The organism is Desulfothermus okinawensis JCM 13304, assembly GCF_054654515.1.
Genome location: NZ_BAAIEW010000018.1, coordinates 1 through 19,832 on the forward strand (window position 1 = coordinate 1; position 19,832 = coordinate 19,832).

17 protein-coding genes are annotated in these 19,832 nt (G+C 37.0%); 12 read left to right on the forward strand and 5 right to left on the reverse strand.

The features are described 5' to 3' along the window. Positions 1-132: 132 nt before the first annotated feature. The gene (locus ACYQ0O_RS08035; protein ID WP_162507723.1) at positions 133-531 is read right to left on the reverse strand and encodes a GSKIP domain-containing protein; all 399 of its coding nucleotides are present in this window, start codon (positions 529-531) and stop codon (positions 133-135) included. Positions 532-749: 218 nt separating this feature from the next. Here ACYQ0O_RS08035 and ACYQ0O_RS08040 point away from each other — a divergent pair, with 218 nt between their 5' ends. From ACYQ0O_RS08040 to tsaB, 12 genes are all read left to right on the forward strand, one after another. After that, positions 750-1,502 (forward strand): lysophospholipid acyltransferase family protein, encoded by a 753-nt coding sequence (locus ACYQ0O_RS08040; protein WP_459891930.1) that lies wholly within the window; start codon positions 750-752, stop codon positions 1,500-1,502. Continuing rightward, positions 1,481-3,142, forward strand: a complete 1,662-nt coding sequence (locus tag ACYQ0O_RS08045; protein ID WP_459891932.1) for a ribonuclease J — start codon at positions 1,481-1,483, stop codon at positions 3,140-3,142. The genes ACYQ0O_RS08040 and ACYQ0O_RS08045 overlap by 22 nt, the downstream gene beginning before the upstream one ends. 20 nt (positions 3,143-3,162) lie before the next feature. Continuing rightward, positions 3,163-3,915 carry a fumarylacetoacetate hydrolase family protein gene (locus tag ACYQ0O_RS08050; RefSeq protein WP_459891934.1) on the forward strand — a complete coding sequence of 251 codons (753 nt, stop codon included), beginning with the start codon at positions 3,163-3,165 and terminating at the stop codon, positions 3,913-3,915. A 194-nt stretch (positions 3,916-4,109) separates the two neighbouring features. After that, entirely contained in the window at positions 4,110-4,919 is an 810-nt protein-coding gene (rpsB, locus tag ACYQ0O_RS08055; RefSeq protein WP_459891936.1) for a 30S ribosomal protein S2, read from the forward strand. Continuing rightward, on the forward strand, positions 4,903-5,505 hold the full coding sequence (gene tsf, locus ACYQ0O_RS08060; RefSeq protein ID WP_459891938.1) for a translation elongation factor Ts: 603 nt from the start codon (positions 4,903-4,905) through the stop codon (positions 5,503-5,505). The genes rpsB and tsf overlap by 17 nt, the downstream gene beginning before the upstream one ends. A gap of 53 nt (positions 5,506-5,558) precedes the next feature. Further along, the gene (gene pyrH, locus ACYQ0O_RS08065; RefSeq protein ID WP_459891940.1) at positions 5,559-6,281 is read left to right on the forward strand and encodes a UMP kinase; all 723 of its coding nucleotides are present in this window, start codon (positions 5,559-5,561) and stop codon (positions 6,279-6,281) included. Further along, entirely contained in the window at positions 6,281-6,835 is a 555-nt protein-coding gene (gene frr / locus ACYQ0O_RS08070) for a ribosome recycling factor (RefSeq protein ID WP_459891942.1), read from the forward strand. The genes pyrH and frr overlap by 1 nt, the downstream gene beginning before the upstream one ends. 37 nt (positions 6,836-6,872) lie before the next feature. Next, positions 6,873-7,577, forward strand: a complete 705-nt coding sequence (uppS, locus tag ACYQ0O_RS08075; RefSeq protein WP_459891944.1) for an undecaprenyl pyrophosphate synthase — start codon at positions 6,873-6,875, stop codon at positions 7,575-7,577. Positions 7,578-7,597: 20 nt separating this feature from the next. Further along, complete coding sequence (locus ACYQ0O_RS08080; protein WP_459891946.1) at positions 7,598-8,446, forward strand: phosphatidate cytidylyltransferase; 849 nt, start codon at positions 7,598-7,600, stop codon at positions 8,444-8,446. A 30-nt stretch (positions 8,447-8,476) separates the two neighbouring features. Next, a complete protein-coding gene (locus ACYQ0O_RS08085) occupies positions 8,477-9,688 on the forward strand; it encodes a 1-deoxy-D-xylulose-5-phosphate reductoisomerase (RefSeq protein ID WP_459891948.1) in 1,212 nt (403 codons plus the stop codon). Continuing rightward, on the forward strand, positions 9,685-10,758 hold the full coding sequence (gene rseP / locus ACYQ0O_RS08090; protein ID WP_459891950.1) for an RIP metalloprotease RseP: 1,074 nt from the start codon (positions 9,685-9,687) through the stop codon (positions 10,756-10,758). Before ACYQ0O_RS08085 ends, rseP begins: the two co-directional genes overlap by 4 nt. Then, a complete protein-coding gene (tsaB, locus tag ACYQ0O_RS08095) occupies positions 10,758-11,465 on the forward strand; it encodes a tRNA (adenosine(37)-N6)-threonylcarbamoyltransferase complex dimerization subunit type 1 TsaB (RefSeq protein ID WP_459891952.1) in 708 nt (235 codons plus the stop codon). Before rseP ends, tsaB begins: the two co-directional genes overlap by 1 nt. Positions 11,466-11,488: 23 nt before the next feature. Here tsaB and ACYQ0O_RS08100 read toward each other — a convergent pair whose 3' ends face one another. The 4 genes from ACYQ0O_RS08100 to secD form a co-directional block, all read right to left on the reverse strand. Further along, entirely contained in the window at positions 11,489-15,007 is a 3,519-nt protein-coding gene (locus tag ACYQ0O_RS08100) for a cache domain-containing protein (RefSeq protein WP_459891954.1), read from the reverse strand. A 122-nt stretch (positions 15,008-15,129) separates the two neighbouring features. Continuing rightward, on the reverse strand, positions 15,130-17,040 hold the full coding sequence (locus tag ACYQ0O_RS08105) for a U32 family peptidase (protein ID WP_459891956.1): 1,911 nt from the start codon (positions 17,038-17,040) through the stop codon (positions 15,130-15,132). A gap of 93 nt (positions 17,041-17,133) precedes the next feature. Continuing rightward, on the reverse strand, positions 17,134-18,204 hold the full coding sequence (gene secF / locus ACYQ0O_RS08110; protein WP_459891958.1) for a protein translocase subunit SecF: 1,071 nt from the start codon (positions 18,202-18,204) through the stop codon (positions 17,134-17,136). A 21-nt stretch (positions 18,205-18,225) separates the two neighbouring features. Then, a complete protein-coding gene (secD, locus tag ACYQ0O_RS08115) occupies positions 18,226-19,824 on the reverse strand; it encodes a protein translocase subunit SecD (protein WP_459891960.1) in 1,599 nt (532 codons plus the stop codon). Positions 19,825-19,832 lie beyond the last annotated feature (8 nt).

Genomic DNA, 19,832 nt, shown 5'->3' on the forward strand with positions numbered 1-19,832 from the left:
CTAAGTAAAATACTGAACCTTTTGATGGCTTCCTTATCTGTATTTAATATAGCTGCACTGAGTTCACTTTGTATTAATTCTGCCAGAGACCCTCTCTCCATAATTCCTCCCATTACAATATTTTGTTACATGTCAATGAATAAACTTAAACACCACAATTAAGATTGTCATCATTGTAAATCCCAGACTCATAAATTTAAACATCATATCGAATCTCTTGTTAATATCTTCAAATCTTTTATTCATATCTTCAAAACGTCCATTAATATCTTCGAACCGTTTATTCATATCATCAAAACGTTTATTTATATCATCAAAACGTCTATTCATATCATCAAAGCCCTGTTTCACTACTTCAATTAAAACTTTTAGATCTGATTTGGTCTCTTCATGTTTATATTCAACTTCTTCTATTTTAGATATCTTTTCGCTAAGTAAAATACTGAACCTTTTGATGGCTTCCTTATCTGTATTTAATATAGCTGCACTGAGTTCACTTTGTATTAATTCTGCCAAAGACCCTCTCTCCATAATTCCTCCTATTACAACAAAGATTGTATAGGGTTTTCATTTTACTGGTTAAGTAGTCATCTTTATATCCCAAATTCCCTATTTTGTCATCAAAAAACCCACACACCTTACGTTAGCCTGAATTCATGGACACCAATCACCTATCTTTAAGTTGCTTTTTTTCAAAAAAAAAACTACATTTTTGTTTGTTTGAAATTATTGTTTTTTATTTGGTAACCATGGATAGACTAAGAAATGTATTACAAAATTTAATCTTTATTCCCACAGTAATTGTATCCAGTGTGGCATGTGCCTTTTTGGTGATAATAGTAAATTTTTTTTCTAAGAAATCCCCTTTACTAAAAAAAATTGAACTTATCTGGGCAAAGTCAATAGTGTGGGCGTCGGGAATTCATATTATACTTAAAGGTGCACTACCTGAGAAAGACAGGTGTTATATTTTTATTTCTAACCATTTTTCACATCTCGATACCCCAATAATTATGAGTATTTTAAAAGATTTTTCCCCGAGATTCATTGCAAAGGATTCCCTGTTTAAAATCCCTATATTTGGACAGGGAATGAAGGCAGCAGGGCATATCCCAATACACAGGGAAAACAAAAGACAGGCACTAAAAGACCTAAATAATGCAGTTAACACCTTAAAACAGGGAGAATCTGTACTACTCTTCCCTGAAGGTACCAGAAACAACTATAAAGACAGACTCCTGGATTTTCAAGTGGGGCCTTTTATTTTGGCCATAAAACTGGGCATGGAGATGGTTCCCATCACCATATATGGAACCAATGAATGTCTTCCACGGGGTTCTGTTTTTATTAAACCATCAAAGGTATATGTGTGGATACATAAACCCATTGAATGGCCAAAGGAATTTTCTTTAAAAAAGCGGGATGATTTAAAAAATAAGACAAAAGATTTTATGGAAAATAAATATGTGGAGCTTACTAAATGGATAAAAGAGACAGAATAACCATATATCCCATAGGAGGCCTTGGAGAGATTGGTCTAAATTGCCTATATCTGGAAACAGAAAAAACAGGTGTGCTAATTGATTGTGGACTGATGTTCCCTGATTCCTTTCACTATGGGGTTGATGTTGTTATCCCCAGGTTGGATTTTATAATTTCCAAAAAAGACAAATTGCAGGCAATAGTTGTAACCCATGGCCATGAAGATCACATTGGGGCACTTCCCTGGCTACTTCAAGATATTGATGTCCCAATTTATGGATCTAAGTTTACCCTGGCTTTGATAGAAAATAAGGTCAGAGACTACAACCTATCAGATCCTAACAAACTTGTATTAAGAGAAGTTGCCCCCAGACAAACAGTACAAATTGGGGACATGTCATTTCAATTCTTTTCTGTATGTCATTCCATTATTCAGGGATACTGCCTTGGCATTGAAACACCAGTTGGTAAAATTGTCCATAGCGGAGATTTTAAAATTGACCAAAATCCCCTTGGTGGACACGCAACAGACCTAGAAGGCATATCTGAGTTCTCAAAAAAGGGGGTTATGCTTCTTTTATCAGATTCCACAAATGTAGAGTTAGATGGATTTGCCCTAACAGAGAGAGAGGTAATGGCATCCTTAGAAAGGATATTTAATACAGCAAAGGGCAGGATATTAATAACCCTTTTTTCAAGCCATATACAGAGAATTCAGGAGATCTTTGAACTTACAAAGAGTTTAAATAGAAAAATGGCCGTTTGCGGAAGGAGCCTGGTGTCCAATATAGACATAGCCAGGAGGCTCGGGCTTCTAAAACTAGATGAAGAGTACCTCATCCCTTTAGAAGACTTAAGCATGCTCAAAGATGAAGAAATTGTCCTCCTAGTTACTGGTTCCCAGGGTGAGCCCATGTCTGCCTTAACCCGCCTTGCTGAAGGCTCACACAGACATCTTAGAATATATGAAGGTGATACAGTTATAATGTCATCTAGATTTATCCCTGGGAATACCAAGGCAATTACCTCGGTCATAAATAAACTGTACAAGCTTGGGGCAGAGGTGTTATATGAAAAGGTTCAAGATGTACATGCATCTGGACATGCCCACAAGGAAGAGCTTAGAATTATGCTAAATAGTGTAAAACCTAAATTTTTTATACCCATCCATGGGGAATACAGACACCTTGTAAAACACAAGAACCTGGCCATAGAGTGTGGAGTTGCTCCAGAGAGATCCCTTATTTTAGAAGATGGAAATCCAATAACCTTTTATTCAGATGGAATAAAATTTGAGGACTCATTCCCAGCAAACGCCATCCTTGTGGATGGAAAAGGCGTTGGAGATGTTGGCACCACTATTTTAAAAGAAAGGCAACTGCTCGCTGACGAAGGTATGGTTATACTCATAATGGTGTTGGATGGAAATAGTGGCGAAGTCCTAATTGGTCCAAAGTTACAGTCAAAGGGCTTTATATTTGAACAAGAATATTCGTATATTCTCGAAGAGGCAGAAAACATCGTACTAGATATATACAATAAATCAGGTAAGATTTCCAAGTCCACGTTAAAGAAAAAGGTAAAAAACTCCCTTAGGAGATACTTTAGAAGAACCTTGGAGAGGGACCCTGTTGTAATACCAGTCATTATTTCAGTTTAATAAAAAAAAGAGGGATTGTAATGAAATTAATTAGAGTTTTTTTCAGAGGCAAAGCATTTTATGGGGCCATTGCAGATCAAAAGGTCTACCCCTTAGACAAAGAAGCAAAACAATATGGGCCATTACCACTTAAAGATATTCAACTTCTTCCCTTGGTTGTTCCATCAAAGATAATATGCGTTGGGCTAAATTACAAGGCCCATGCAAGGGAACTAGGCATGGACATACCTGAAGAGCCAATTCTCTTTTTAAAGCCCCCATCATCAGTGATTGGCACTGGAGAAAATATTGTTTATCCAAAGATGTCAAAAAATGTCCACTATGAAGGGGAGCTTGCAGTGGTTATGGGCAAACAGTGTAAAAATGTATCACCAAAAGATGCGCCAGAGTACATCTTTGGGTTTACATGCGCAAATGATGTAACTGCCAGGGACCTGCAACAAAAGGATGGACAGTGGACCAGGGCCAAAGGTTTTGATACCTTTTGCCCAGTTGGACCATGGATTGAGACAGATTTTAGAGAACTAGAGGATTTAACCCTAAAAACCATAGTCAATGGTGAAGTAAAACAAGAAGGTAAGACATCTGATATGATAGTTGACCCTTTTGAGCTGGTCAGTTTTATCTCCTCAATAATGACACTTCTGCCTGGAGATGTTATTTTAACAGGTACGCCCCCAGGCGTAGGGGAACTAAAAGTAGGAGATGAAGTACAAATAGAAATTGAAGGACTTGGAACACTTATAAACAAGGTAGTAAATGAAGAACAATAGGCAAATTTTTACCTTGCAAACTCTCCTTTTTTCGTCTAAAAGGCACAACTTGCGTGCAAAAATACACACACCCACAGCACAAACCTTTGGGTCCCACAGGGAATTTTCACCTGAATTTTAGGTGAATACAGAAAATTAACAGCAAAGTGGGAGTTGGTTTTGCTTGGGTGGAGGAAAAACCCAAAGGAGGCATTATGGCAAAAATCACAATGAAAGAGATGTTGGAGTCAGGTGTGCACTTTGGCCACCAGACCAGGCGCTGGAATCCCAAAATGAAGCCCTTTATCTTTGGATCAAGGAAGGGCATCCACATCATTGACCTGCAAAAGACTATTCCACTTTTTGAACGCGCCTATGAATTTATTTCAGATGTTGTTGCAAATGGCGGCAAGGTCCTTTTTGTGGGAACCAAAAGACAGGCCCAGGACATTGTCAGGGAAGAAGCCCAGCGGTGTGGTATGTTTTATGTGGTCCACCGTTGGCTTGGGGGGACCCTTACTAATTTTAAGACAATAAAAAAGCGTATAGACAAGATGAAAGAGCTTGAACAGATGTTTGAAGATGGGTCCATAAATAAGTTTCCAAAAAAAGAAATCATCAGGATGGAAAGGATATTGAAAAAATTACAAAATGCCCTTGGTGGAATCAGGGACATGGAAGGTTATCCCCAGGCAGGTTTTATTGTGGATCCCAAAAAAGAAGAAAATGCAGTAAAAGAATTTAACAAGCTGGGAATTCCCATTGTTGCAATAACAGATACCAACTGCGACCCAGATGTAATTGACTATATTATCCCTGGAAATGACGATGCAATCAGGGCCATTAAACTATTTACATCAAAAATTGCTGATGCATGTATTGAAGGTGCTGCAAGGAGAAAGGAATTGGAAGCTGAAGCAGAGAAGGAAAGACAGGAAAAAGGAGAAGAGGTTGTAGAAGAAAAAACAGAAGAAAATATGGAAAAAACCCAAGAGGAGGACAATAAAAATGAAGATAACAGCTAAGATGGTCAAAGAATTAAGAGAAAAAACAGGTGCTGGAATGATGGACTGCAAAAAGGCACTTCAAGAGTCAGGGGGAGATGAGGAAAAGGCCCTTGCCTGGCTCAGGGAAAAGGGAATTTCCAAGGCCCAGAAAAGGGCTGGAAAAACTGCATCTGAGGGCATGATTGGATCATATATACACATGAATGGGAAAATAGGTGTGTTAGTTGAAATAAATTGTGAAACTGATTTTGTTGCAAAAAGCGATAAATTCCAGGAATTTGCCAAAAATGTGGCCATGCAAATAGCTGCCTCAAATCCCCTGTATGTCTCTTCAGAAGATGTGCCAGAAGATGTTTTAGAAAAGGAAAAACAGATCTATACCAATCAGGCAAAAGAGGAGGGAAAACCAGAAAATATTATTCCAAGGATAGTAGAAGGGAAATTAAAAAAATTTTACAAAGAAGTGTGTCTGTTAGAGCAACCTTATATTAGAGACGATTCCCTCTCAATCCAAGACCTTTTAAATGAACTGGTCTCTGTTTTGGGAGAAAAGATAGTAATTCGCAGATTTGTGCGATTTGAAGTAGGAGAAAAACTGGATTAAAAAAAGGGCCTCAGAGGCCCTTTTTTTTTGCAAAAATAAATGGAGTCCTGGTTATGAAAAATATTATGTATAAGAGAATACTTTTAAAGCTAAGTGGAGAGGCACTTGCTGGTGAAAAAAAATATGGAATTGACCTAACGTCCATTGATAATATCTGCAATGATATAGCTGAAGTGGCTAAAATGGGAGTTGAAATCGCCCTGGTTATTGGCGGTGGAAATATTTTTAGGGGAGTATCAACATCCGCCAAAGGCATGGACAGGGCACAGGCAGATTACATGGGAATGCTTGCCACTGTGATGAATGGGCTTGCGCTGCAAGATAGACTTGAGAGCCTTGGTCTGCCAACCAGGCTTATGACTGCCATTAGGATGCAAGAAGTGGCTGAACCATATATCCGTAGACGGGCGCTTAGACACCTGGAAAAAAAACGCATAGTAATTTGTGCAGCAGGTACAGGGAATCCATATTTTACAACAGATACAGCTGCAGCCCTTAGGGCAATGGAACTGAAAACAAATGCATTGCTCAAGGCCACCAGGGTTGATGGAGTCTATGACAGGGATCCAGAAAAAGACAGAACCGCTCAAAAATTTTCTCAAATCTCTTACATTGACGTATTAAAAAAAGGGCTCAAGGTCATGGACTCAGCAGCCATATCTTTATGTATGGACAATGGCCTACCCATTGTGGTATTCAATCTCCTCAAGCGACACAACATTAAAAGGGTAGTTCTTGGAGAAATTGTGGGAACTGTGGTAAAAGGAGGTGTATGATGGACAAGGTATTTAAAGATTGCGAAACCAAAATGGAAAAGGCCATTGAAAAATTAAAAAAAGACTTTAATAAACTCAGAACTGGCAGGGCATCTGCCTCATTGGTGGAAGACATTTTAATTGACTACTACAACACCCCAACTCCTTTGAAACAATTGGCTTCTATTTCCATCCCTGATAGCAGAACAATTGCCATTCAACCATGGGACAAAAATTCTATGGGAGATGTTGAAAAGGGAATAATGAAATCTGATCTGGGTTTGACTCCAGTAAATGACGGTAAGATGATCAGGATAAATATCCCTCCACTCACAGAGGAGAGGAGAAAAGAACTTGTTAAAGTGGCCAAAAAATACACTGAAGATGCAAAAATAGCCATAAGAAATATTAGAAGGGAAGGAAATGAAGCCCTTAAAAAGATGAAAAATAATAAAGAGATCACAGAAGATGACCTATATGATGGTCAAGAAGAGATCCAGAAAATAACTGATAGATATATTGAAAAGGCAGACGAACTTTTTAAGGAAAAAGAAAAAGAAATCATGGAAATATAGCTATTTTTAAATTTCATTCCTGTTAGGAAGTGTATAAATGGAAGATAACAAAAAAAGACCTCCACTCACCCATCTTGCTATAATAATGGATGGAAATGGGAGATGGGCACAAAAACGGGGTCTGCCAAGGTATGAGGGGCACAGGCAGGGCACAAAGACTGCAAAAAAAATAGTGGAGGAGTGTAGAAGGCTGAATATAAAATATCTTACCCTGTATACCTTTTCAAAGGAAAACTGGAAAAGACCTAAGGATGAAGTGAATTTTCTCTTCGACCTGCTTGTGGATTTTTTGAACAGGGAATATAAATCTCTTGTGGAACAATCTATAAAATTAAATATATTAGGAGATTACACAAAACTTCCATTTCCCGCAAAAAAGGCTATAGAATTTACCTTAAAAAAGACCAGTAATTGCCAAGAGATGGTATTAAATCTGGCTCTAAACTACTCAGGTAGGGAAGAGATAGTACAGGCTGTAAAAAAAATCATCAAACAGGGAATAGATCCAAACACCCTGGATGAAGAAAATTTTAAGGAGTACTTATATACTAATTCTCAGCCTGATCCTGATTTAATTATCAGGACAAGCGGGGAAATCCGCCTCTCCAATTATCTGCTCTATCAATCTGCCTACTCTGAGTTGTACTTTACCCCTGTCCTGTGGCCTGATTTCACAGAAGAGGAACTGCGTAAAGCACTTGATGAATACTCAAAAAGACACAGAAGGTTTGGTGGCCTTTGATTAGAATTTTAGGAAGACATATGAATTCACACAAAAAAAGGATTTTAACAACTTTAGTAGTTTTACCTGTTGTTGCATGGATCATCCTTTTTGGATCAAATTTTTTTTTACAGATTTTAATCTTTTGTGTAAGTGGACTGGCCCTTTTTGAATTCCTCTCCCTTTTTTGGGGAAACAACCACTTCAATCTAAAAATAACGTCTATCCTTTTGGCCTTACCAATGGTATTTAGTAATTTTATTCACGTGTCAGTAGAGTTTTTGCTCGTTTCCTCCTTCTGGATACTAAATTTATTCTTCCTGTATTCCTATGGCATAGGGAGGACCTATGATGAAAATGGTATAGATAAGGGGAAAAGTACAGATACACAGTCACATCCTCGTTCTATATCGTGGATGGATATTCAACTAATCTTTCTAGGCATTGTTTATATCCCATATATTTTACAATTCTTCAACTCTGTCCCAAGAAAAGAAATAGTGTTCATTCTGGGCATAGCCATTATATCTGATACATGTGCATATTATTCTGGGAGGCTCTTTGGGAAGAGAAAGCTGTGGCCCAGGGTAAGTCCTAAAAAGACATGGATGGGATCATTTGGAAGTCTTTTGGGTTGCTTATTATTTTCTTTCATTTATGGGGAAATATTTTTCTCAATGTCCTGGTATCAAATTCTAATTTTAGGTACACTTCTAAACCTTGGAGCACAACTTGGAGACCTATTTGAGTCAGCTCTAAAGCGCTATCTAAAAATAAAAGATTCAGGATTCATCTTACCTGGACATGGTGGAATTTTGGATCGCATAGACAGTCTCTTATTTGTATGTCCCATTTATCTGATTTTCAGCAAATATTTTCTAACAGTTTAATAACTTTTCAACAAAAAGCACGTAAGGACAATGGAATACATATCTTCTCTGGACAAAGCATATAATCTACCAGAAAAAAGAAAAATTTCCATTTTAGGCAGCACAGGCTCTATTGGTGTTAGCACCCTAGAGGTAATTGGAGATAAGAGGGATAAATTTTCAGTCATAGGACTCGGTGCTGGAGAAAATATCCACAGGCTGGCTGATCAGGCAAAAAAATTCAGGCCCACATATCTTTGCGTAAAGTACGAGGATTTAATAGGCCCATTAAAAGAACTTCTGCCATCAGACTACTCACCTGAAATACTTACAGGGATACAAGGGTATAATGAACTCGCCACCCTGGATGAAGCCCACATGATTGTGCAGGCCCAGGGTGGTGCAGCTGGTCTTGCACCCACAATAAAGGCTATAGAACGGGGAAAGGTAGTTGCCCTTGCAAACAAGGAATCCCTTGTGCTGGCTGGTCCAATAATAAAAAAATTGTGCAAAAAAACTGGTGCATCTATCCTGCCAATAGATTCTGAGCACAATGCAATTTTTCAGATAATGGAAGGTAGAAATAAAACAGAGGTACACAAAATAATTCTAACAGCCTCAGGAGGGCCTTTTTTTGGAAAGGACAAAGGTTTTCTAGAACATGTTACCAGGGAAATGGCCCTAAACCATCCCAATTGGTCCATGGGACCTAAAATCACAATTGACTCAGCAACACTTATGAACAAAGGCCTGGAAGTAATTGAGGCCTATTACTTATATGGCATGAATTTAGACAAAATTGAGGTTGCCATCCACAGGGAAAGCATAATCCATTCTATGGTTGAATTTTGTGACAGATCAATAATTGCGCAAATGGGAATTCCAGATATGAGGCTACCCATTGCATATTGCCTGAATTTTCCAAAAAGGATGGAATTGCTTTGGGACAGATTGGACCTTTTTGAGATTGGTAATTTAAGCTTCTTTAGGCCTGATACAAAAATGTTTCCCATGCTAAGGCTAGCAACTGATGCATTGAGGGGAGGACAGAGTTTTGTCATAGCCCTAAATGCCTCAAATGAAGTTGCTGTTGATGCATTTTTGTCTAACAGGATAAAATTCCTGGACATAGTTACCTTAAACAAAATGGTGTTAGATAACCACAGACCCCGTAAAATAGAAGAGTTAGAGGACATTTTAGAGATTGATGTCTCCACAAGGACATTGGCACAATCCCTTTTAAAGGAGATGAGCGCAAGATGACGAGTATACTGGCCATAGTATTTGTCCTGGGACTTTTGATATTCTTCCATGAATTGGGTCACTTTTTAGTGGCAAAGGCCTTGGGTGTTGGGGTAAAAACCTTTTCCCTGGGATTTGGTCCGAAGATCTGGGGATTTAGGCTAAACAGAACAGACATGATACTATCAGCAATCCCTTTGGGAGGGTATGTAAAGCTATTTGGAGAGGAAGATGATGACTATGACCCCAGATTTTCTGAAGAAGAAGACTTTTCAAAGAGACCACCCATTCAAAGGATGTTGGTTGTTGGTGCTGGTCCTATATTTAATCTATTGCTTGCCTGGATCTTATATTTTTTTGTATTTATAAATGTTGGTCAGCAGATGCTAACAAACGAGATTGGTGGTGTTGTGGACAGATCTCCTGCCAAAGTTGCTGGTCTTAAAAAGGGAGATAAAATAATTGAAATAAACGGCCATAAAATAACTTATTGGCATGAGATAGTAAGCGCTGTATCAAATGAAAAAAAATTCCCCTTAAGATTTAAGATCAAAAGGGATAATAAAATTAAAGTATTTGAAATAACCCCTAGAGTGGAAAAGACAAAAAATATATTTGGAGAAGAAATAAAAGTAAACAGGATTGGGATAATAGCTGCCAATAAATGGGTCCACATACAGCTCGGTGCCAAAGATGCTCTGCTACTTTCTTTTAAACAGACCTGGGTGGTCACCAAACTAACAGTTGAGGGAATTATTAAGCTAATTGAAAGGGTGGTTCCTGTAGAAAATATTGGGGGACCAATTATGATAGCCCAGCTGGTCTCTCAACAGGCAAAGGCAGGAATATTTGACCTGCTGGCATTAACAGCATTAATCAGTATCAATCTGGGTCTCTTAAATCTCCTTCCCATCCCAGTGCTTGATGGTGGACACATCTTATTTTGTTCTCTGGAGATTGTAATGAAAAGACCCCTCAGTCCAAGGGTTAGGGAAATTGCCATTAAAATTGGCCTTACTATTTTAATTTCTCTTATGATGTTAGCTGTATACAACGACATACACAGAATAATTGGATCAAATATTAAATAATGAAAAAAAAATATACCCTGTGTGTAAATTCAGCAGAAGAGTGGATTCAGATAGCTGTGGCAGAATATGGTGAACTTATATGTGGTATTGAAACAAAATCAAATAAAAAAGGTATTGTTTTGATTCCAAAAATGATACAACAGTGTCTTGAGCTGGCCAATTCACACATAGAAGAAATAGAAAAAATCGCATGTGTAATAGGTCCTGGCTCTTTTACTGGCCTTAGAATATCCTTATCTATTGTCTCTTCAATATCAATCACCAGGAATATACCAATTGGTCCCATAAACTACATTGAACTCCTTGCTTTTAATGGATTTAGATTTATTGAAGGCACAATCTTTGTGGTTCAATATGCAAAAATAGATCTATTCAATGTGCAGGGCTTTGTAGGGCCAGAGCCAATTTCCTCAATAACAGACTTAAAGGTGATAAATTCTGACCAAATAAAGGATATTATAAGTATCCATGACAATATAAAAGTCCTTGGTAGTGGAGTCAGGAAATCCCCTGACTTATTTAAAGGACCTCACATAAAAATTCTGGATGATGTGTTTGACAGACCATCCCTTGACTCACTTGCCAAGTACTCTGAAAACACAACCGTCTCCACGAAAATCCCTCATCCCTTATATTTAAGGCCATCTGATGCAGAACAAAATTTAGATAAAATTATAAAAAATCGAGGACTAGGAGAGTTTCGTTAACCCAAGTTTGTGAAATGATAAACTTAGGTCAAGATACGCACCACCTCTTTTTTTAAATCATCTATTTTAAATGGTTTCACCAATCTGCCCATAAACCCATGCTTAGAAAAACTATTCATCACTGGATCGTTTGAATATCCACTAGAGACAATGGCCCTTACATTGGGATCCATTTCAAGCAGCCTTTTTATTGCATCTTTGCCACCCATACCACCTGGAATTGTCAAATCCATTATCACTAAATCAAATTTTTCTCCCTTTTTTAGGGCCTCTTCATATAAAGAAACAGCATCTTCTCCACATCCACAAACATCAACTGAGAGTCCCATATCTTCAAGCGCTACTTTACACAGATCAGCAATGGTCTCTTCATCGTCCATTATAAGCACCCTTCCAGTTATTTTCTCAATACCTTTCGACTCAACATATTGATCTTTCTTTAATACTTTTGCCTTCTTCAGGGCAGGCAAATATATAATAAAGGTAGACCCCTCTCCTGGAGTTGATTGGACTTCAATATGCCCTTTATGTCTTTTTACTATACTAAATACAATTGATAGACCCAGCCCACTGCCCATTTGTTTGGTGGTAAAATAGGGATCAAAGATTCTGTTTAAATATTTTTTAGGAATTCCTATTCCTTCATCTCTGATAGCTATCTTAATATGTGAATAGTAAGTATGGAACTTGTCAGTTACATTCTTCACCTCCACATACAAATTCCCTCCATTTGGCATGGCCTCTTTTGCATTTATAACAATATTAGAAATTGCTTGCACTATTTGACTCTTATCTCCTCTTAAAACCCATAGGTCAGAATCTATATCAAACACAGGTTTTACATTGCTTCCTGTTAAATGGAATTTAACCGCTTCCTTTATAGTGGCCTTTACATCCATTGGCTCTAGAACAGGATCACCTCCCTTTGCAAAGGTAAGGAGTTGGGAAGTGAGCCCCCTGGCCTTTTCCAACATGGCCATAGAGGTCTTAAGTCTTTCATTTGCTGGAGAATCTTTGGGAAGTCTTAACTTTGCCAATTCAATATTACCAAAAATTCCTGTAAGCATGTTATTAAAGTCATGGGCTATTCCTCCAGCAAGAACGCTTATGGATCTCATTTTCTCCACATTAAGCCTATCTATCTCTCTTTTTATCTTGTCTGTAATATCATTAAAAACTATTACTACACCTCTAATTATTTCAGGAGAGGATGCATCTCTAATTGGAGAAGCTGTAATATCAACTGGAATATTGATTTTATGCTTTGTCTCCATTACCACAGTTTCTTCATATGAAACTTCTCTATTTTCCTTAAATGCCATAGAAACAGGATCTACTAAAGGCTCTTTTGAGTAATAGCCTCTTAAACTAATTATCTCTTTTATGTTTTTACCAACAAGATCTTCTTTTTTCAGATTTAAAAACCTTTCACAACTGGGATTTACCCTGATAATATTCCCTTCAGTATTTGTTACAATAACTCCCTCTGCAATTGAATTTAAAGTAATTCTTAAATTTTCTTCTCTATCCAACAGGTCCAATTCCATCTTCTTCTTTTCAGTTATATCCCTTGAAACCACTAAAACAGAATTATTTGTTTTTGGAGATATCCTGGCTTCAAAAAATTTTTCTTTTCCATCTATTTTGAGAGAGTATTCATGGGTTGCCACTCTGTTTTTTTCCAAAGACCATAAAATCAATTCCATCCGTCTATGAGCAATATTCCTAGGCAAAACGTCAAAAATGGTTTTCCCAAGGAGTTCATCCTTGCACCTTCCTATTGGGTTTTCCTTTTCTGGAACAATTACGTAAATGTATCTCCCATTTTTGTCTATCTCAAGAATCATATCTGTCATTGCATTAAATAGAGATCTCAACTTATTCTCAGATTCTTCCAGGGCAGAAAAGGCCTTTACTTTATCTGTAATATCAGTGTAGTGTTCTACTCTTCCCCCTTTATAAAGACCACTTTTAATTGGACAACTCCAATGCTCCAACCACCTTTCATATCTTCCTTCAGCAGGAAGCATGTGACAAACAAAATTTTCTATGTATGTATTATTCTTATAACATGAAATAACCCTATTTTTAAATTCATCAGGATCCTCAAAAAAAATCGCGATCTTTTCCTCTATTAACTGGACCTTATCCTTCCCTATCACGTCTTCCCTTTTTATGGAAAATATTTTTTCCAATGCCTTATTAACCCAAACTATTTTAAAATTTTTGTCCAGGATTAATAAACCAACATTGGAAGAATCCATGACATCGTAAATTAAAGTTTTGTATCTCTGTTCACTTATATCTAATTGTTCCTTCTCTTTAATTAATCTGTCTTGAACCTCTATTTTTTTTGCAAGCATCCGATTCACATGCACTGCCAAACTCTTGAATTCTGAAAAATTTAACCTGTCAATGTCCACCAATACGTCCTCTGTTTCAGACTTTTTGAAAAAAGAAGTCAATTTTTCAATATCCTTTATACTAGAAAGCATAAGCGATCTAAAAATAAACCAAAATATGGATAAGATAAGTATTAATAGCATCAAACTTAAAATCAGATTGTTTTTTGTAAAACCATTTAATCTAGATTTAAAAAGATCAAACATCCCCGCCATATCGTCTAAATATACACCAGTCCCAATGATCCATTTCCAAGGTTTATATTCTATCACATATGAAATCTTTTCAGAGGGTTGTCCACTGGACGGTTTTTCCCAGACATATCTTGTATAACCCCCGCCATTATCTTTAACTAACCTTAAAAATTTCTCCAAAATCTCTGGACCATTTACTTTATTGAGGTTCGATAAATTTTTGCCTATAAATTTTTTATTTCTGTGGGCCAATACTATACCTTTTGAATCAAGAATGAAAATATATCCATCTTTTCCAAACTTAACATAAGACACCCTGTCTAATATCTCTTTTTTTAACTGTCCCTCCAATTCCCTTAGATCATATGACACTACTATGACAACATCTAATGGCTTAAACAACTTAACATAAGTAACTTTATTATCTTTTACATTTGACTTAAAAATCCCTTCTCCTTTAGTTTTAATAAATTTCATCAGATATGGCAGGTTACCAATCATTTCATTTGAACTGGTATTACATATTACACTTTTCTCATTAATCTTTGTAAGACAGATATTACCATAACCTCTATCTCTTGCCTCAGTTATCAAAGTATCAATGGCTACCTTTAAAATTTCATCTTTGCTCATTCTGGATTTATTTACTTCATATAGATCATTTATCAGAAAATAGATCTCGTTACTGCGCTGTTTTAAAATATTGTTGAGCCTTTTATATGTTCCTCTTCTCTCATATTCCATCATATCAGTGACACTATTCACTTGCCTCTTTATTATAAATTTATACTGGGAAATTATAGTTTGCCTCCACTCCTTGTACAGAGATTTTAAACTTAGATTATAGCTAATCAGAATTCCTGTTATAATTATTATTCCAATAAATATGGGAGACCAGATGTAAATCCATTTTAGATACTTAAAAAAACTTCTGTTTTTATACATAACGATTCCCCAAATAATTAAATCATCTTACTGAACTTATATTTTCGAGATAAGGTAGCCTATCAAAAAAATAGATTCAAGGGATAAAAGATTAATTGAAAAGAAATTTATTAAAGAAAGGACTACAACATATTTATTGAAAACTCTAAAAATAACTTAAATCCCAATTGTTTTAATTGATCCAACTTAGGGATTAAGCTAATTTCTTTCTTTGGGAATAAATAATAGTTCCTATAAAACTTATCCAACCACATTGGTTCTTTTCTCGGACTGTAAATATATTTCTTGAGTGGGATATTTTGGTGCTTTGTCCGAGATATTGTATAAGGCCAAAGTCCCTTTATAAAAACTCCAAGAGGAAGGGGTGAATGTTTTACTATTTCCTGCAACATATTCAGTTCCTTTACTTCAGGAGATACAACAACTCCTTTAAATCCCATATTTGCTGCCAAATATACTCCCTCACTATTTGTTATGTTGGCAAAGGGTCCTAACCAGGCATGTATTGAATTTAAGGATACCAATCCAACGTGATGCAGGGAATTTAAAATAAAAAATTTAAAACCCATTGAAACCAGTTTATCTATCTGATTTTTCCATTTCTTTTCATCTTCTGGCCATATAACAGGATCTAAAAATATCCATGTATTCCTTGACAAGGACACTGGATCTATATTTGGATTATATATCCATAAACCAAAAGATCTTGCCCTATCTCTTCTCATGAAAGAGGAAGAAGTGTTAATAACAAGATGGGTAGTAGGATAATTTGACCTTTTATTTTTTGGATAAGATATTAATTTCATGGGTCCCAATTTGTTTTCACGGACTTTATGCCTAACAGAACCCTTTGAAAAGTTTGACCACTCACCTTTCAGTCTGTTTATCTCCCTCACCAAATCAGATTCCCTTCTATCTATTAAGAAGACCGGTTTAGCTATGTCAGATCTATTTAAATAAAACTTTTTCCCTTTTTTTACAAACGTGTTAACCCGAACGAGATTATGTCCCCTGGTTTTTTCATAGGAGATCCTCAACCTATCTCCAGGTAGAAGATCAATTTTGGGTCTTATATAAACCCTAGACCGTGACTTAGAAGTTGTTCCAATTTTTAGCCCAGAGGCTGATTCCCTGTCCAATTCAATGGGATTATACTTTCTATGAGTTAAAAAGAAGTAGTGAGTTGTAGGTCTTCCAAGACTCATATCCAGCAGGTCCATTGCTAATTTCTTGGCCTTAGTGTCATTTGGGTTATCCCTTAAGACCTTATAGGCCTTTGTCACATAGTAGACATAGTGGGGACCTTTTTTTCTGCCTTCAATCTTAAAACTCACAACTTGGGGTATTTTCAAGAGTACCTTAATCAGGACATCCAACCCAAGGTCCCTACAAGAAAAATACTTTTCTTTGGTGTCCTTAAACCTGTATGTCCTCCTACACGGCTGAACACATTCACCTCTAAGGCCCATCTTACCACCCATCATTCCAGACCAATAACACCTCCCCGACACACCATAACAAAGGGCACCGTGGACAAACACCTCCAAACCAATATTACCACAACACTGGGATAGATATTTTATCTCATCTATGGTGAGTTCCCTGGGCAGCACCACTCGTGTTACACCTAGTTTGCTTAAAGTTCCAAAACTAGAACCCAAAGATACATTTGCAAGTGTTGAGATATGAATCTCAAAATCAAAATCTTTGTTTATAATATTTAAAAGGCCTGGATCCTGCAAAATCAGCGCATCTGGCTTTACATACCTTTGTAGAAGAATTAGATATCCAAGGACCTTAGATAATTCATCTTCCCTTATTAGGGAATTTAGGGCTATATAGAGCTTAACTCCTTTGGAGTTTGCAAATTCCCTGAGGGTTATTAGTTCTTTGATTTCAAAATTTGTTGCCTTTGCCCTTGCTGAAAACTCTTTAAGCCCCACATAAACAGCATTCGCACCAGCAGATATTGCAGCAAAAAAACTCTCTTTATCACCTGCTGGAGATAAAATTTCAGGTACGCTGGATTTCATATATAATTCCCTTAAATGCACATCCACTGGCTAAGATAATAATAAAAAGGACAGGAAAATAAAAAGAGAGGGAATTTTTCCCCCTCTTTTTTGTTACGCAGGTTGATGGACTTTTTCTGGTTCTTTTTCAGGGGTAGGTCCGATTCCAAGTAGAATGGAACCCGCAATATAAATAGATGAATAGGTACCAACTATTATACCAATAAATAGGGATAGGGCAAAATTAAAGATTACTCCTCCACCCAAAAATAACATTGCAGCTACTACTAGCAAAGTGGTACCTGATGTGAGGAGTGTCCTACTAAGTGTTTGATTTATCGCTTCATTAATGACATCAAACAGAGGCTTTTTCTTTTTTGGACCCCTTAAATTTTCCCTAATCCTATCAAAAATAACTATTGTATCGTTTAGGGAATACCCAATTATGGTTAAAAGACCTGCTACTACTGTTAGATCAAATTCTCTATTAAATAGAGAGAAAAAGCCAACAGTTATCGTAACATCATGTATGAGTGCAACCACTGCTCCCAGGGCATAATTTAGCTTTAAATACCAGCATAAAACCAGTGTGATAAATATAGCTGCAATAATCAAAATTGTTATGGGCATATTAATGAGTTTTAACACATAGACACCTGCTGATAGCGCTATTGCCATAATGGCAGCAGTACCCCACTTTTGCTCAAATCTCCCTGAGATATATATTGATATCAACAAAACCGCATAAAACAACGCCTCCAAAGCCTTATTTTTTAGTTCTGAGCCAATTTTCGGGCCCACCATCTCAAGACGCTGAATCTCAAAAGGAACCTGTAATTTTTTCAAGGCATCTGCCACCCTGCTCCTTATCATCTCAGGTTGATCGTTTGATGCCCCTGCCCTAAGTAAATATTGATTTAAGTCAGATTGACCAAATCTCTGGATCCTAAGTCCTTTTAAATTAACACTCTTTAAGGCTTGTTTTATCTTTTTTACATCCACTTGTTTTTTAAATTTTACCTGGATATTGATTCCACCAGCAAAGTCAATTCCATAGTTTAAACCGCCTTTTATAAGGATACTAATAAGTCCTATCAAAATCAGAGAAATAGACAAAAAAGCAGCCAGCTTTCTCTTTCCCATAAAATCTATATTAGTATCTGGCTTAATTAACTCTATACCCATGGTATATATGTCCCCCAATATTTATAGTTTAAATTTGGCACCCTGTTTTACCCTTTTAAGCCACAAGGCAAAAAATATTTTTGACACATAGATAGCTGTAAACATGGACGCAAAAGTACCAACAGACAAAGTCACAGCAAAACCCCTTACAGGGCCACTACCAAACTGATATAATATTATAGCTGCAAGTATGGTGGTTAAGTTGGCATCAACAATAGTCAAAGTTGATCTGGAAAATCCAATTTCCACAGCCTTTTGCGCAGAAAGCCCCTTTCTCAGCTCTTCCCTTATCCTCTCAAATATAAGTACACTGGCATCAACAGCAGTACCAATTAAAAGAATAAGTCCCGCAATACCCGGCATAGTGAGGGTGGCGCCAAAACCTGCCAGCACTGCTATTACCAATATGAGATTTAAAACCAGTAAGATATCAACTATTAGGCCTCCCACTCCATAGTAAATAATGGTGAAAATAAATACCAAACCACCTCCCGTGAGTATGGAGGTAAGACCCTGTCTTATTGACTGTTCTCCAAGTGATGGACCAACAGAAGATTCATGGAGCACAGATACAGGCGCTGGTAGAGATCCTGCCCTTAATACTATTGCCAAATCATGGGCCTCATCTAAAGTAAACCGACCAGTTATGGATGCTCGTCCTCCACTAATCTTCTCTCTGATCACTGGGGCAGAATAGACCTTATTATCAAGGATAATGGCCAACCGCTTATTTACATTTTCCCCAGTAACCCGTTCAAATATACGTGCCCCTTGTCGATTAAAACTAAGGGTAACGTAAGGTTGATTGAATTGATCAAATGCAACAGAGGCATCTGTAATATAGTCTCCTGTTAAGACTGCCTGTTTTTTTACCACAATGGGCTCTTTTGCATAAGAACCATCTACCCTCCTTCGATACAAATATAACACCTCATCATCTACTGGGATATCTCCTTTTTCTATCTGCTCTTTACTTACATCATCATCAACCAGCTTAAATTCCAAGTGTGCTGTCTTCTTGATTATATCTATTGCACGATTGGCATCTTCAATCCCTGGTAATTGCACCTGAATCCTGTAATTTTCCAGCTTTCTGATATCTGGCTCAACAACTCCAAACTGGTCAATCCTGTTTCTAATTACCTTTAATACCTGGTCAAGGGTTAAGTCCTTTAACTTCTTTTTATACTCCTCTTTTAAGGCAAATAAATATTTTTTTCTCCCTTTTATTTCGTCAATTTTTAGGACAGTAATCTGAGAATTAAAGTATCTTTTAATAATATCATCTACTATCTGAGATTTACTACTATCCACCAAATAAAAGGATAGCCTATCTTTTCCAATAACCCTGGGACGAATAATTATAGCCCCCTTTTTCCTGGCCTCAGCCCTAATATCTTCTCCTATTTGTTCCAGGGCATTTGAAATGGCCTTATCCATGTCAATCCCCAAGACTAAATTGATACCGCCCTGGAGATCCAAACCAAGCTTTACCCTATTTTTAGGGAGGAATTTGGCAAGGGTAGAATCTTTTGACACAAATGAGGGCAGGGCAAACAAAATTCCAAAACCCAACACAATAGACGCAACAATCACTCGCACCCTTAAATTTCCCAACATTTTTTATT

What these genes read in the sequence shown, in the direction of transcription:
- rseP (WP_459891950.1), top strand. Translation starts at nt 9,685, where the DNA reads ATGACGAGTATACTGGCCATAGTATTTGTCCTGGGACTTTTGATATTC.
- ACYQ0O_RS08050 (WP_459891934.1), top strand. Translation starts at nt 3,163, where the DNA reads ATGAAATTAATTAGAGTTTTTTTCAGAGGCAAAGCATTTTATGGGGCC.
- tsaB (WP_459891952.1), top strand. Translation starts at nt 10,758, where the DNA reads ATGAAAAAAAAATATACCCTGTGTGTAAATTCAGCAGAAGAGTGGATT.
- ACYQ0O_RS08040 (WP_459891930.1), top strand. Translation starts at nt 750, where the DNA reads ATGGATAGACTAAGAAATGTATTACAAAATTTAATCTTTATTCCCACA.
- ACYQ0O_RS08035 (WP_162507723.1), bottom strand. Translation starts at nt 531, where the DNA reads ATGGAGAGAGGGTCTTTGGCAGAATTAATACAAAGTGAACTCAGTGCA.
- ACYQ0O_RS08105 (WP_459891956.1), bottom strand. Translation starts at nt 17,040, where the DNA reads ATGAAATCCAGCGTACCTGAAATTTTATCTCCAGCAGGTGATAAAGAG.
- secD (WP_459891960.1), bottom strand. Translation starts at nt 19,824, where the DNA reads ATGTTGGGAAATTTAAGGGTGCGAGTGATTGTTGCGTCTATTGTGTTG.
- pyrH (WP_459891940.1), top strand. Translation starts at nt 5,559, where the DNA reads ATGAAAAATATTATGTATAAGAGAATACTTTTAAAGCTAAGTGGAGAG.
- tsf (WP_459891938.1), top strand. Translation starts at nt 4,903, where the DNA reads ATGAAGATAACAGCTAAGATGGTCAAAGAATTAAGAGAAAAAACAGGT.
- ACYQ0O_RS08045 (WP_459891932.1), top strand. Translation starts at nt 1,481, where the DNA reads ATGGATAAAAGAGACAGAATAACCATATATCCCATAGGAGGCCTTGGA.
- uppS (WP_459891944.1), top strand. Translation starts at nt 6,873, where the DNA reads ATGGAAGATAACAAAAAAAGACCTCCACTCACCCATCTTGCTATAATA.
- ACYQ0O_RS08080 (WP_459891946.1), top strand. Translation starts at nt 7,598, where the DNA reads ATGAATTCACACAAAAAAAGGATTTTAACAACTTTAGTAGTTTTACCT.
- rpsB (WP_459891936.1), top strand. Translation starts at nt 4,110, where the DNA reads ATGGCAAAAATCACAATGAAAGAGATGTTGGAGTCAGGTGTGCACTTT.
- ACYQ0O_RS08100 (WP_459891954.1), bottom strand. Translation starts at nt 15,007, where the DNA reads ATGTATAAAAACAGAAGTTTTTTTAAGTATCTAAAATGGATTTACATC.
- frr (WP_459891942.1), top strand. Translation starts at nt 6,281, where the DNA reads ATGGACAAGGTATTTAAAGATTGCGAAACCAAAATGGAAAAGGCCATT.
- secF (WP_459891958.1), bottom strand. Translation starts at nt 18,204, where the DNA reads ATGGGTATAGAGTTAATTAAGCCAGATACTAATATAGATTTTATGGGA.
- ACYQ0O_RS08085 (WP_459891948.1), top strand. Translation starts at nt 8,477, where the DNA reads ATGGAATACATATCTTCTCTGGACAAAGCATATAATCTACCAGAAAAA.